Source organism: Janthinobacterium sp. RA13 (assembly GCF_000745325.1).
Lineage (GTDB): Bacteria > Pseudomonadota > Gammaproteobacteria > Burkholderiales > Burkholderiaceae_D > Janthinobacterium > Janthinobacterium rivuli.
The window spans coordinates 1,780,749-1,794,063 of the sequence record NZ_JQNP01000001.1; the positions used below are offsets into that span (position 1 = coordinate 1,780,749).

Annotated in this window: 13 protein-coding genes and 1 pseudogene; all 14 read left to right on the plus strand. The window is 60.3% G+C overall.

The window, feature by feature from the left end; translation table 11 throughout:
- Complete coding sequence (locus tag FG13_RS07750; protein WP_161784161.1) at positions 1–1,347, plus strand: packaged DNA stabilization protein; 1,347 nt, start codon at positions 1–3, stop codon at positions 1,345–1,347.
- Positions 1,344–1,784, plus strand: a complete 441-nt coding sequence (locus tag FG13_RS07755; protein ID WP_051958746.1) for a hypothetical protein — start codon at positions 1,344–1,346, stop codon at positions 1,782–1,784. The genes FG13_RS07750 and FG13_RS07755 overlap by 4 nt, the downstream gene beginning before the upstream one ends.
- A complete protein-coding gene (locus tag FG13_RS07760) occupies positions 1,781–2,200 on the plus strand; it encodes a hypothetical protein (protein ID WP_035819857.1) in 420 nt (139 codons plus the stop codon). The genes FG13_RS07755 and FG13_RS07760 overlap by 4 nt, the downstream gene beginning before the upstream one ends.
- Positions 2,200–2,541 carry a hypothetical protein gene (locus FG13_RS07765; RefSeq protein ID WP_035819859.1) on the plus strand — a complete coding sequence of 114 codons (342 nt, stop codon included), beginning with the start codon at positions 2,200–2,202 and terminating at the stop codon, positions 2,539–2,541. The genes FG13_RS07760 and FG13_RS07765 overlap by 1 nt, the downstream gene beginning before the upstream one ends.
- 25 nt (positions 2,542–2,566) lie before the next feature.
- Complete coding sequence (locus FG13_RS28850) at positions 2,567–3,037, plus strand: hypothetical protein (protein WP_051958748.1); 471 nt, start codon at positions 2,567–2,569, stop codon at positions 3,035–3,037.
- Position 3,038: 1 nt separating this feature from the next.
- Positions 3,039–3,746 (plus strand): DNA transfer protein p32, encoded by a 708-nt coding sequence (locus FG13_RS07775; RefSeq protein ID WP_152598713.1) that lies wholly within the window; start codon positions 3,039–3,041, stop codon positions 3,744–3,746.
- Positions 3,747–3,763: 17 nt separating this feature from the next.
- On the plus strand, positions 3,764–5,146 hold the full coding sequence (locus FG13_RS07780; RefSeq protein WP_035819861.1) for a hypothetical protein: 1,383 nt from the start codon (positions 3,764–3,766) through the stop codon (positions 5,144–5,146).
- Entirely contained in the window at positions 5,143–7,431 is a 2,289-nt protein-coding gene (locus FG13_RS07785) for a hypothetical protein (protein WP_152598714.1), read from the plus strand. Before FG13_RS07780 ends, FG13_RS07785 begins: the two co-directional genes overlap by 4 nt.
- Positions 7,432–7,527: 96 nt before the next feature.
- Positions 7,528–9,360, plus strand: coding sequence for a hypothetical protein (locus FG13_RS07790; protein WP_035819864.1), 1,833 nt, complete (start codon positions 7,528–7,530; stop codon positions 9,358–9,360).
- A gap of 152 nt (positions 9,361–9,512) precedes the next feature.
- Entirely contained in the window at positions 9,513–9,842 is a 330-nt protein-coding gene (locus FG13_RS07795; RefSeq protein WP_235211691.1) for a hypothetical protein, read from the plus strand.
- The gene (locus tag FG13_RS07800) at positions 9,839–10,363 is read left to right on the plus strand and encodes a glycoside hydrolase family 19 protein (protein ID WP_235211692.1); all 525 of its coding nucleotides are present in this window, start codon (positions 9,839–9,841) and stop codon (positions 10,361–10,363) included. The genes FG13_RS07795 and FG13_RS07800 overlap by 4 nt, the downstream gene beginning before the upstream one ends.
- On the plus strand, positions 10,360–10,884 hold the full coding sequence (locus FG13_RS07805) for a hypothetical protein (RefSeq protein WP_152598715.1): 525 nt from the start codon (positions 10,360–10,362) through the stop codon (positions 10,882–10,884). The genes FG13_RS07800 and FG13_RS07805 overlap by 4 nt, the downstream gene beginning before the upstream one ends.
- A 659-nt stretch (positions 10,885–11,543) precedes the next feature.
- Positions 11,544–12,659, plus strand: coding sequence for a DUF3667 domain-containing protein (locus tag FG13_RS07810; RefSeq protein ID WP_035819872.1), 1,116 nt, complete (start codon positions 11,544–11,546; stop codon positions 12,657–12,659).
- A 478-nt stretch (positions 12,660–13,137) separates the two neighbouring features.
- Positions 13,138–13,242, plus strand: a pseudogene (locus tag FG13_RS29970) (IS5/IS1182 family transposase); the annotation flags it as partial.
- Between the last annotated feature and the right edge of the window lie 73 nt (positions 13,243–13,315).

Below are 13,315 nucleotides of genomic sequence, written 5' to 3' on the forward strand. Positions count from 1 at the left end.
GTGAACCTATACCCGGAAACGAACGTTCCAGACGCCACCGCGCCCACCACGTTCTACGGCACGCCCGGGCGCAAGCTGTGGTCGACCATCCCCGGCAGCGGCGGCGTGCGCAGCCTGTACCAAGCCAGCAATGGCGACCTGTACGGCGTGCGCGGTGGTGAACTTTACCGCTACACCGCCAACGCCTGGACCCGCATGGCGGCGCTCGGCTCCGCATCCGGACAGGTCAGCGCGGCCGACAACGGCGTGTCCGCCGTGTTCGTGGATGGCACTACCACCGCTCCCACGGTCAACTTGACCACCCTGGCGGTGGGTGCGATGGCTGGTGCGGGCTGGTATGGCGCCGATTTTGTGGAAATCCTCAACAGCTTCCTGATTTTCAACAAGCCAGGCACGCAGCAGTTCTATATTACCGGCGCGCTCGACCTGACACTCGACCCGCTCGACTTCGCCAGCGCCGAATCGGTGCCCGACGTGCTACTGCGCCAGATCAAGGACCACAACGAAATCTGGTTCTTCGGTACCGAGTCGATTGAGGTCTTCGGCGCCTCTGGCGCCACCTTCCCGTTTGAGCGCATCAGCGGCGCCACGATGGAAACCGGCTGCGCCGCAGCCAATTCGGTATGCAAAATGGACAACTCGCTGTTCTGGCTGGGCAGCGATGAGCGCGGCGACGGCATGGTGTGGCGCGCCAACGGCTATCAGCCAGGCCGCATCAGCACGCATGCCCTGGAAGAGGAAATGCGCCTGTACAGCCGCATCGATGACGCGCAGGCCTACAGCTACCAGCAAGGCGGCCATAGCTTCTACGTGCTCAGCTTTCCAACGGCAGGCAAGACCTGGGCCTTTGACTCAGCCACCAGCCTGTGGCACGAGCGCGCCTACCGCGACGAGCGCAACCAGCTCGGCCGCGTGCGTGACAACTGCCACGTGGTCTACAAGCGCAAGCACCTGGTCGGCGATTGGGAAAACGGCAATATCTACGAGCTCGACCTCGACACCTACACCGACAACGGCGCGCCGATCCGGCGAACCAAGAGCTTCCAGCACCTGACCACCAGCGGCGTGCGCCAGTTTTTCAGCAAACTGACGCTGGACATGGAGGCCGGTGTCGGCAACGACAGCGAGCCAGATCCGCAAGTGTGGATGCGCTGGTCGGACGACGGCGGCAAGACCTGGTCGTCGACGCTGACCAAGTCGCTCGGCAAGGTGGGTGAATACCGGAACAAGCCCGATTTCAACCGGCTCGGCAGCGGCCGCGACCGGGTGTTTGAAGTCTCCACCACGGCCAACGCCAAGATCGTGCTTCAAGGCGCGTTCCTCGACCTGAAGGCAGGCACCTCATGAGCCAGCACCCTCCGATGCATAAAGAGGTTTTCAATTTGATGTGCGATGAGCTGCTCTATACGGGCATGTCGCGCGCCGTGTGGGCCAGCAATCTCATGCCGGATTGCGTTTTGAAGGTTGAAGAGCGCGCCGGCGTCTTTCAAAACGTAGTCGAGTGGGAGACGTGGCAGAGAGTGAAAGATACGCCCTTGCGCCGCTGGTTCGCCGAATGCTTGGCGATCAGCCCCAATGGATCGGTTCTTGTCATGCGCCGTACGCGACCTGCCAGCGACAAAGACTACCCTGAAAAGATGCCCATCTTCTTGTGCGATTTCAAACGGAGAAACTATGGCATGGCCGGAAAGCAGTTGGTGTGCCACGACTATGGCACCAACCAGTTGTTCGAATATGGCATGTCCAATCGACTGATCAAGGCCAACTGGAGCGATAACGCATGAGCATCGTCAAGATCAGCGAGTCGGCCCTCCTGGCCGCAGGCTTCGACCGTGTGTTTGTCGACGCAGTGCGCCATCTGGTACGCCAGGTCGGCTCAGAAACTGGCGGCACCACGCTGCCCCAGCTGACCGAGCAAACGAGCGCCCTGGTACCCATCGTCGACAACCTCGTCATCCTGGTGGCGGCCGCGCAAGTGATGCTGTCCATCCTGGAGGTGGAGCAAGACAACCTGCCGCCATCGAACAACGACCTGTTGCGCCGGCTGGACGACCAGCAGGCCGCGCTCGAGCGCAGCGATATCGCGCTGTCCGGCCTGCTGCGCACCATCGACGACCTGCAGGCGGAACTACAAGCAAGCCGCTTCAGCGGCAATGAACTGGCGCGACGCGTCGCAACCCTTGAAAACGGAGTTACCTGATGGCAATGCAATACAACAAGCTGTTCGAGCCAGTGCTGCTGACGGCGGCGGCGGCCACCATCCTGACGGTGCCGGCTGCAGTGGCATCGATGCTGCTGCGCAACGGCATCCTGCGCCTGACCAACACCAGCGCCGCGGCTGTGGCAGTAACGCTCTACAGCGTGCCGTTGGCGGGCGCGAACGGCGTCACCAACAACTTCTTCCCCGCCAAGTCCATCTCGGCCAACGACTACGTCGACGTGCAAGTCCCAATGATGAAGGCAGGCGACTTCCTGCAGGGATTCGCCAGCACGGCCAACGTGGTCAACGTGCAAGCCATTTCCGGGGCGTATTACTCGTGATCGAGACCTACTTACTAGGATGGCCATGAAAATACAGCCTGTCAAAAATTACGCTTCCAGTATTGCCACAACGGTGATGCGTGCCAGGATAAATCAACTGGAAGCTCAGTTGCTCACCATGCCACAGGTAGATTGTCCAGTGCGCCATTTCTTCGCGACTGGCATGTATGCCCGCGAAATGACTATCCCTGCCGGCACTGTGATCACCGGTGCGGTACATAAAACTCAGCACATCACGATCTTGTCGAAGGGTCGAATTCAGGTAATGCGTCCGGAGGGTGTAATCGAACTGGCCGCTCCAGCGACATTCATTTCGTCGCCCGGCACCAAGAACGCCGTGCACGTGATCGAAGAGGCGGTATGGACAACCTTCCACCCGAATCCCGATGATGAGACCGGCCTCGATGTGCTGGTCGAGCGCTACACCACATCGAAGAATGCCGAGTTGCTCGGCAATCGCCAGTTGGCGAACGCATCAGCCATGAAGGAGAAATAACATGTCTTTCGGAATCTCGGCAGGCGCCTGGCTTGTTGCCGGTGCTGCTGTAGGCAGCGCTGTGATTGGCTCTAAATCAGCAAGCAAGGCAAGCAAGGCACAGACTTCTGCGGTAAATCAGGCGAACGATACACAATGGGCGATGTACAACCAGTCGCGCGACGACAACAAGCCATTCTACGATGCCGGCGTAACGGCCGTGAATAAATTGGCTGGCATGAAGGATTTTACTGGCGCGGACTTGCAGAGCGAGCCTGGCTACCAGTTCGGCCTGACCGAAGGCATGAAGGGCGTCACGAATAGCGCCGCCGCGCGCGGTGGCCTGCTGTCCGGCGCAGCGCTGAAAGCGGCCAGCCAGTACAACAACGATTACGCCAGCACCAAGTTTAACGATGCCTTCAATCGCGACGCCACCAACAAGAACCGCCTGGCCAGCATTGCCGGCATCGGCCAGACCGCGTCAAACGTGAATACATCCTCCGGCTTGAACACAGCGTCTGGCGTGGCACAGAACCAGCTGGGCGCCGGTAATGCGCGCGCATCTGGCTACGTGGCGAACGGGAATGCCTTGACCAATAGCCTGGGGCAGGCAACCAACTGGTACACGCAAAACCAGCTACTCAACGGCAGAACGGGCAGCGGCGTGACGGAAGGGGCTACCAACCAGACCGGAAATTTTGACTACTACGGCACCGGCTACTCGCCTTAAAATCGGAGAATAAAAATATGGCACTTGACCCAAGCATCATTCTGCAGGGCCGCGGCGTGCAGCTCGATAGCCCGATTGACACCCAGAACAAGCTGGCCCAGTTGTACCAGACTCGCAACCAGAACCGGCTGGCCGACATGACCTTCGCTGACAGTCAGCGCGAGCGTGCCGGCGAGAACTCGCTGTCGCAGTTGCTAGCCGATGGCAAAAGCGGCGATGACGTTGTACGCGGACTGGCTACCCAAGGTTATGGTACGCGCGGCCTTGCGTACGGCAAGCAGTTCCAGGAACGCCTGAAGGCCACGGCAGATATCGGCAAGGTCGGCGCGGATACCGACCATATCAAGGCGCAGACGGCGGAAACCCAGGCCAAGGCGATTAATCTGGCATCACAGCAGCATCGCGATGCACTCAATACGATCAATGACCCTCAGCAGGCGGCCGCATGGGTATCGTCCCTGCACAGTGATCCGCGCCTTGCGCCGATTGTTGCCTACGGCGGCACGCTGGAACAGGCGCTGGCGAGAATCCCGACCGATCCACAAAAATTCCAGCAATGGAAAATGGAAAGCCAGCTGGGTGCCGAGCAATTAATCAAGCAGACCACGCCGGATGCGAATGCCCGCCTATCGGCCCAAAGCTCGCGCTACTCCGCCGACAGCAGCGCCCGCACGGCGCGCGAACGACTGACTTTCGATAAGAGCAAAGAAGAAGGCAACGCGCCGTCCGACCTTTCGGAGTCGTCCGTTGATGCAATCGGCCAAGGCCGCATGAAGGCGCCGACCGGCTATGCGCTTCGCAATCCGAAAATTGCCAACCTGATGGATCGGGTGAACGCGAAATACCCCAATTTCGACGCGACAGAGTACGACGCAAAGCAAAAGGCGATGCGTGATTTCTCCACCGGCACGCCCGGCAATTCGATTCGTTCCTTTTCGACCGCAACTGACCATCTGTCGCAACTGGATCAATTGGTCGACGCGCTGGGTAACGGCAATGTCCCGCTGGCCAACAAGATCGCCAACACGGTGGCGCAGAACACCGGCAGCACGGCGCCGACGAACTTTGACGCTGTGAAAGGCATTGTGGCGAAAGAGGTCTTGAAATCGATTGTGGCCGGCGGCGGTGGGGTGGAAGAGCGACAAGAGCTGTCGCACTTGCTTGACAACGCCAAAACCCCAAAGCAGCTGAAGGGGGTGATCGGCGGCTATCTGCATCTGATGTCAGCACAAAAGGACAATCTGGAGCAGCAATACGAATTGTCGACCGGCCGCAAAGATGCCAAAACCCGCTTTAATTACAAGAAGGAAGCCGCCACCGTTCCAAACCCAGTAGCACCGCCCGCTAGCAGCGCACCATCTGACATCGATGCATTGCTCAAGAAATATGGAGGCAAATGATGGCAACCCGTGAAGAGCTTTACACAGCGCTGCGCAATGCCGACAAAGCCGGCGACGTTGAAGGCGCCAAGAAGCTGGCGACCCATATTCAGTCGATGCCTGTAGATGCCCCCCCTTCCGAACCCACTATGGCAGACTACAATCGCGCCGCGGGCAAGCAGGCAGCACAAGACCTCGTCCAGGGCATTGGTAATACGGCTGCCGGCTTTGTGCGCGGCGCCGGCTCGATTGGCGCGACTATCGTTGCGCCCTACGACATGATCCAGGACGCGCGCCAAGGCAAAGGCCTGTCGCTCGCCGGTAACCGCGAGCGCCGCCGCAAAATCGACGAAGGGCTGCGCATGATGGGTGCCGAGCCGGAAACCACTACGTACGGCGCCGGCAAGCTGGCTGGCGAGATTGCAGGCACGGCTGGAGTAGGCGGCGTGTTGGCCAACGGCGTGCGCGTCATTGCGCCCGGCGCCGCGCCCCTGATCAATGCGGTGGCTACCGGCGGCATGCGCGCCGGCACCCTGCCGGCCGCCGCCAGCCTCGGCGCGCGCGCGGCCAACATGGGCATCCGCATGGCCGGCGGCGGCATCACTGGCGCCGCCGCCGCAGGCCTGGCTAATCCGGATGACGCGGTATATGGCGGCTTGATCGGTGCTGCGCTACCGCCGACCTTCGCAGCGGTCGGCAAGGCGATGGGCATCGCCGGCAAGGGCATCAATGCGCTGCGTACGCCGCCGCAGGTACAACTGGCGCAGACGGTTCTCAATGCTACTGGCGATGGCACGCCGCAGGCGGCGCAAGCCCTGCGCGGTACCCTGGCGGCAAGAACGGCGCCTTCAATCACGGGCGCGCGCGCTACGGTGCCGGAAATCGTGCAACAGCCGGGTGTGAGCCAGCTGCAGCGCACGCTCAAGAACAACAGCAATTTCAACCTGGTGAACCGCCAGACCGAAAACAATGCGGCCCGCATCGCCGCGCTGAACGGCATTTCACCGGTAACGGGCTCCGTGCAGCAGGCCGCCGAAAACGTCGGCAACGCGGTCGAGCAGTTCGCCCGCCCGGCCTACAAGGCGGACAGCATGCGCGTCAACCAACTGTTTGCGCCGGAAACCATCGATCCGGGCGGTACTTCGTCGTTCTTGTTGCCGGTCGAGCGCTTCAATATGCTGTCCGATAAATTCCTGGGCCCGGGTACGGTCGGCATGGGCAACAAATTCAACGCCCTACTCAAGGAGGCTGATGGCCTGACCGCCGCCGGGATGGGCACGCCGGACGAAATTATCAAAAGCCGCATCTTGGGTGCCGATGGCAATGCGCTGTCGCAGCAGGTGGTGCCGGGCATGCCGCGCCAGGGCGTTTCCTACCGGGAGCTGCAAAACCTGCGCTCATCGATGGGCAACGCCGCGCGGGACATCAAAGGCGGCCGCACCGGCGCCAATGCCGAGAGCACGGCCATCGAGCAGGCGATCGCGGAAATCGACGATCACTTGCTCAAGGTCGGCTCAGGCGCCGGCGTCAAGGACGTGGAAAACTTCCCGCCGGCGATGATGCGCCGCTACCGCGAGGCGCTTGATGCCTACATCGCCAAGAAGCAGCGCTTCAGCACCGGCCCGCAGGTGAACATGTTCCGCGACGGCAGCGATAGCCAGGCATCGGCCCAGGGCGCCGAGCTGGCCGGAAAGTTCTTCAACGCCGGCCGCTCTCAGGTAGAAGACGCTGCCAGCTTCAAGCGCCTGGTCGGCGACAGCCCGAAACTGCTGGCTGGCCTAAAGAACTACGCCATCACCGATGCTGCCCGGCAGACCGACCAGATGGGCACCCTGAGCGCAAGCAAATTGGACAACTGGCTGTCGGGGCGATCTGGTGCGCTGCGCGAGACCTTTGACCCAGCCGAGAACGCCATGCTGAAGCAGATCAACGATGAAGTGCAAGCGGCATATCTTGCCGAAAACCTCGGCCGTGCTACAGGCTCCAATACGGCACAGAATGTGCAAAGCGCCATGAGCCTTGGCCTGCTCGATAGCCCGGTGGTGGACTTCATGGCGCACCGCATCCCCGGCGTGCGCGCATTCTCCGGCCCCATCCTCGACTCGATGCGCAACACGGCCAAGCAAAGCAAGGCGGCCCAGCTGGACGCCCTGCTGGCCGACCCGCAACTGTTGCACGACGCGCTCGGCCGCTATCTGCAACTGCAGCAACCCACGCGTATCGGTACGGCCACCAACCGGCTGATCGACAAAGCGGCACCGACAGTTTATCGCGCGGCGCCGCTAACACCAGGCGACCGCCAGTAACCCCGGTGGCCATCGCCGCACCAAAAATACCTCCCGCCCCGTGCGGTACATCGACAAACGCCCGCTACTTAGCGGGCTTTTTTTATTGGAACGTCCATGGCAGGCAGCCTCCTCCCCCAGCCGAAGCAGTTGTTCCAGGATGCAAACTGGAATCCCTTGATTGGCGGGCAAATCTTCACGTACGCCGCGGGCACGCTGACGCCAAAAGCCACCTATCAAGATGTCGCGCTGACCATAGCAAACACAAACCCAACCCTGGTAAATGCTCGTGGTGAGGTGGTGATGTTCGGCTCCGGTACCTACCGGATCATCCTGAAAGACGCCCTTGGGAATGTCATATACGACGTCGACAACATTGAGAGTTCTCAATCTATTGTCGACGCCCTGCGTAGGGATCTGGATCAAGCAACCGGTGCGTCATTGATCGGCTACGGTTCAGAGCGCCTTGATCAGTTTTTGACAAACCGGATTGGCCGGGTAGTATCTTCAATTGCGGCGCTGTCAGCGCTCGATGTAACGAAAAATATCCATGCCTTTGTCACTGGCTATTTCGTTGCCGGTGATGGCGGAGGCGGCAACTACCGCTACGACGCCAGCTCGGCGCTGGCGATCAACGGCGGCACCGTAATTGCTGCCCTGGGCGGTGCCGGCCGCTGGCTCTTGGTGCGCGGCGGCCTAGTGAGCCAGCGGCAGTTTGGAGCCGTTGGCGATGGTGTTGCGGATGATACTGACGCGCTGAATCGCTGGACCTTGTACATGCTGACGGCGGGCGCGGTCAACCAGCATGCCGTCTACGGAGCGTCCGGCTCTTACCTGGTGACGGGCAGCGGCTGGCAAGTTCCGGTTGGTGACTACCTTCCGCCCATGATTACGGACGGCGCAGAACAATTCATCGTGAAGGGCAACATCCAGACGCTCGTCACCTTCTACACCACTGGCGGATCAGGCCAGCTTCCAACCTGCGACTGGCAGGGCATCCGCCTTGACGGCATTACCCGGACGGCCAGTAATGAGGGCGTGCGAAACAACGGCGTCTGCTTTTTCAACTTGCGGGGTTGGCACTTCTACAATCTGGCAATCTGCGCTCATGCCTACAACCTCAAGGCCGGCTCGTTCACCGAGGGCTGGGTACTGCATGAAGCCTATTTTGACGTTTCGGTGAAAACTTGGATGAAATACTCCATTGGTGCCGGGGATCCTTCATTCCGCAGCACGGGGGTTAGGGATTTCAAGGGCAATCTCGGCCCGACTTCGGGTCCAGCCATCTGGGTGACCGCAAATGCCGTTCCGTACATGGCCCCGATGGATGGGACTATCTGGAATTTCAATCCCAATGGGATTTTCATCCAGAACGATTCAACACAGATGCCTATCGTCGGGAACATCACCGCCGAAACCCAGGGCTCGGCAAGCAACCTCTTGACTCTTGCCACTGGCGCAAATGTGTTCCATCAAGGCGCCCTTGTTGCCTGGAACTTCAATCAAGGGAAGTTCTTGAAGGGGTCGATGATTCACTGCCGCGAGTTCTACAATCAGCCAGGCGTAGGACAAATTTATCTTGCGGACAACACAAGTTCCACAATTTCCTCTGCGGCCCTCGGCGCGCCGTTTTCCCTGCCCTATTTCGCCGGGGTGCGCCGGCCGTACATGCAGGACAGTGCCATTCTGACCATTTCCGTCGTGCATGCACCCTCCGGCTACCAATGGCAAGGGGTGTATCTCTGCATTTCCGGCCTGACTGACAATGTGATTAACGCCAACCTGATAGTAAGCAACATTTTACAGAACACTGCCGGACTACCCGTTATGGCGGTGTCGCAAGGGAACGCAAGCAATATCAATGTCACAAATGCCAGCCTCCCCGCCGGCGCCAAGCTGGTCTATTCCTACCAGTATCTGCATGGCTTGATCCAGCAAACCATGACGTAATTAGATTGGCCAGCCTTCAGTTTTACCCTTCCCACCCTCTTGAAAGTGCATTTATGGCCCTCGAAACGACCGCCGCCGGCGGCGCATTGATAAAAATTTTTGGCATCCCGGTCCTGGCCGGCGCTGCCGCAACCTCACTGGGATTCATGTTCATGTGGCCAAAAACCGCCAAGGAAGCGGGCGTGCGCTTCTTCGTCACCATTCTCTTTTCCGCCTTGATGGGCCCGGCCTTGGTCGTGGTCGTGCGCAACTGGATGCCGGGCTTGTTCGACAGCGCGCGCGCCGTCGCCGTGCTGTACGGCAGCGACCCGGCGCTGGGCTTCCTATTCATCGCCGCGCCGCTGATGGTGGCCGCCGGCCTGCCCGCTTGGTGGGTATTGGGCGCCACGGTGCGCTGGCTCGACAATCGCAAGGACAAGGACATCGGCGAGCTGGTGCGCGACGCGGCCGCCGTGGTCAAGGATGTGCGGGGCGGCCTGTGAGCGCCGTCTCGCTGGTCCAGTTGCTGGCCATCATGCCGCTGGCGCGCTCGCGCGCGGCCTCCTTCCTGGCGCCACTAAACGCCGCCATGCTGGAATTCGGCGTCACGACGCCGGCGCGCCAGGCATCGTTCCTGTCCCAGGTCGGGCACGAGTCTGGCCAGCTGCGCTATGTGCGTGAGCTGGCCAGCGGCCAGGCCTACGAGGGGCGCGCCGACCTCGGCAACACGCAGCGCGGCGACGGCGTGCGCTTCCGTGGACGTGGCCTGCTGCAGGTGACCGGCCGCGCCAATTACGCTGCATGCGGCATGGCGCTGAGCTTGGATCTGCTGGCTCAGCCCGAGCTGCTCGAGCAGACCGTCAACGCCTGCCGCTCGGCGGGCTGGTTTTGGCAGATGCACGGCCTGAATGCCCTGGCTGATGCTGGCGACCAGGAACGTGTGACGCGCCGCATCAACGGTGGCGTGAACGGCTTGGCCGAGCGCCTGGCCTTGTACCGGGAAGCCCGCAAGGTGCTGGCGTGATCGCGCTGACTAAATTAGCAGGCAAGGTCCCTGGATGGCTGTACGGCGCATTGCTGCTGTGCGTGCTGGCCGGCTCCGGCATGCTTTACCAGCGTGCGCAGGGTGTCGCCCAAGGTCGGGCGACCGTGCAGGCGCTGTGGGATGCAGACAAGGAGTCCCGCGCGGCAGCGGAAACAAAGGCGGTGGCGCAGCGCGCTGCCGAGAACCTGGCGCAAGCCAGGCAACAGGCCGCCAAAGTGGCAGCCATTAAGAAAGTCTACGATGACGAAATCAATAATGTGCGCGCTCGCCTTGCTGCTGCTGAGCGCATGCGCAAGCCCGCCTTCTGTGCAAGTGCTGGACCTACCGCCCCGGCCGGTGCCAGTGGCCCCGAAGGAGGCGCTGCAGCCGATTCCGCCAGCGGGTTACTTCCTGACGCTGTGGCGCGAGATATTCAAGCCTTGATCCTGCAGACGGAGGAAGTTGCCGCGACAGGAAGGGCCTGCCAGGCGTTCGTAAAAAGCAACTTCCCAGCACAATAAGGCAGAAAATCTTTTCCGCAAAGGCAGGTTTGCATCAGCATCCATGCGGGTTTCAAGGCAGCAAAGAAAAATAATTGCGGAAACAAAATTGACCTTAAGTGTTTGATTTTAAACGTTTTCACGCCTGACTTAAAATCTCCCGCCTGTAAGGGCGTGCCGGTTCGATTCCGGCTCCGGGCACCAGCGCACATGCCTTTTTCGGCGATAGTGACCACTATTTTTTTGCGATGTTTTTTCCGCAAAATACAGTCTTTTCCGCAATGAATCACCAGAGCCTACTTTGTGGGCTTCACCAGCTTGCCTCGACGATGGCGAATATATTGCATCGCACATCCAGCACATCCAGGGTCAGGTCTAGCACATCCAGGGTCAGGTCTGATATTTGGACACGGCCTCAGCTTTTATAGAACTGGCGTCGCAGAATTCCCCCTGCTTTGAAGCGCAAAGCTGTTAGGTTTTTGTCCGATTGTCGGACCTGACCCTCGCTGTTATTGCTGGATCTGACTCTCGCCTCCTCTCGCCCTCTGCTCGATGGCCTTGGCGATGCCAGCCGCTGCGGCACTGGCCGGCAGCGTACCGACTGCCGTTTTTGCCAGTATTACTTGAACATACAGGCGCCTTGTTGCACAATCAGCCATTTTCCTGGTGGGAGTTGCACGATGAGTGAGCTGAAAGCGGTCGGCGCCCTGGCGATGGCAGGTGTGGCGGCCAGCGAGGTTGAGGACGATAAAACGCCGCAGCCGGCCAGTGCCGCGCACGTTGCGAACTGCGCCAACTGCCAGGCGCCGCTGGGCGGCGCGTTTTGCCAGGCCTGCGGCCAGTCGGCCCACGTCCACCATTCGTTGCTGCACCTGGCCGAAGAAGTCGTGCACGGCATCCTGCACTTCGACGCCAAGGGCTGGAAGACGATCCCGCTGCTGGTGGCCTTTCCTGGCCGTCTGACGCGCCGCTACATCGACGGGCAGCGCAAGAACTATGTTTCGCCGCTCGCGCTGTTCCTGTTCATGGTGTTCCTGACCTTCTTCGCCACCTCGTTCGGCGGCGGCAAGCTGCTGACCCGCGACGCCAATATCGCCTCGCTGACCAAACACGCCGCGTCCGCCAAGCTCAAGGTCGAGCGCAATGAGCTGGCGCTGGAGGAGGCCCGCAAGGCCGATATCGGCGTCGCTGGTGTCGAGAAGGCGCTGGCCGTTTCGCGCAAGCTGCACCACGAAGCCGAGCAACGCCTGCTGCACGTCGTGTCGCCCGAAAAAGCGACCGCCGAGGAAGCACTTGAGCTGACAGAGCCAGGTTGGTTCGACAAGACTGCCGCCAGGATCGCGTCCAGCCCGCCCAATCCCAACGCCATGTTTCCGGAGCTGGAAAAAAGCTTTCATCACGCCGCAGAGAATCCCGAACTGGCGTTTTACAAGTTCAAGAACACGGCCTACAAGTTCTCGTTCCTGCTGATCCCGATCTCGCTGCCCTTCGTGTGGCTGATGTTTTTCTGGAAGCCAGGCGTGGCCATGTACGACCATGCTGTCTTCGTGCTGTACTCGCTGTGCTTCATGTCCTTGCTGTTTACCGTGCTGATACCGCTAGCGATGCTCAACCAGGGCTGGCTGATCGCATTGCTCGTGTGCCTGGCGCCGCCCCTGCACATGTTTCTGCAGCTACGCGGCACCTACAACCTGGGCAAATGGGGCGCACTGTGGCGCACTTGCATGTTGCTGCTGGCGGCCAACCTCGTGCTTGGCGTGTTCCTCGTCCTGGTGTTAATGAAGAGCATGCACTAACGTCACAAGGTCGGGCCATGTCCTGAGGTCGCAATACCCGGCAATGATCAAGGGTATGAAGATAAATGATACTCAGGGTACAGACATCAATGCAGTGGCCAACACCTCGGCGAAGAGAACCGTGCCGATATTGTGGACATAGTCGCTCATTGCGCACCTTCCCCGCCTGTGCGCTGAAGAACTGCTTTTAATCAACATCATCGATTACAGGGCGAATAAACTCCATGCATGACACAGCAATGATGTGCATGGAGAGCCGGCGCCGCTGTTTCACTTGAATGCGCACCGCCGCGCACGTTTTGCTCAGCCCCCCCCATGCCAGGCTTTTGTGCAACTGCTCCACCCATTCATTTTCCTGGGAGAGATTTAGAGAGTTCATTCAGTTTCATCAAGAAGCACTGATTAATTCAACAGCCGCCATTCCCTGCGGCGCATTCATCTGAGACAATATAAACACTCTCCCAGGCAGCCATCGATCATGCAAAAGAGCTTTTCCGACCTTGAATCCCCCGCCAAGAAAAAGCTGATCCGACGCGACCGCGTCCTGTCCATGATCAACATCGAGCCCCCTTGGGGCAAGTTGCCCAGCATCGCGCGCCAGCAGTTGCGCTGGATCGGCTCGCCGTTCGCCCCCCTTTGAGACGTGAGCCTCGCCA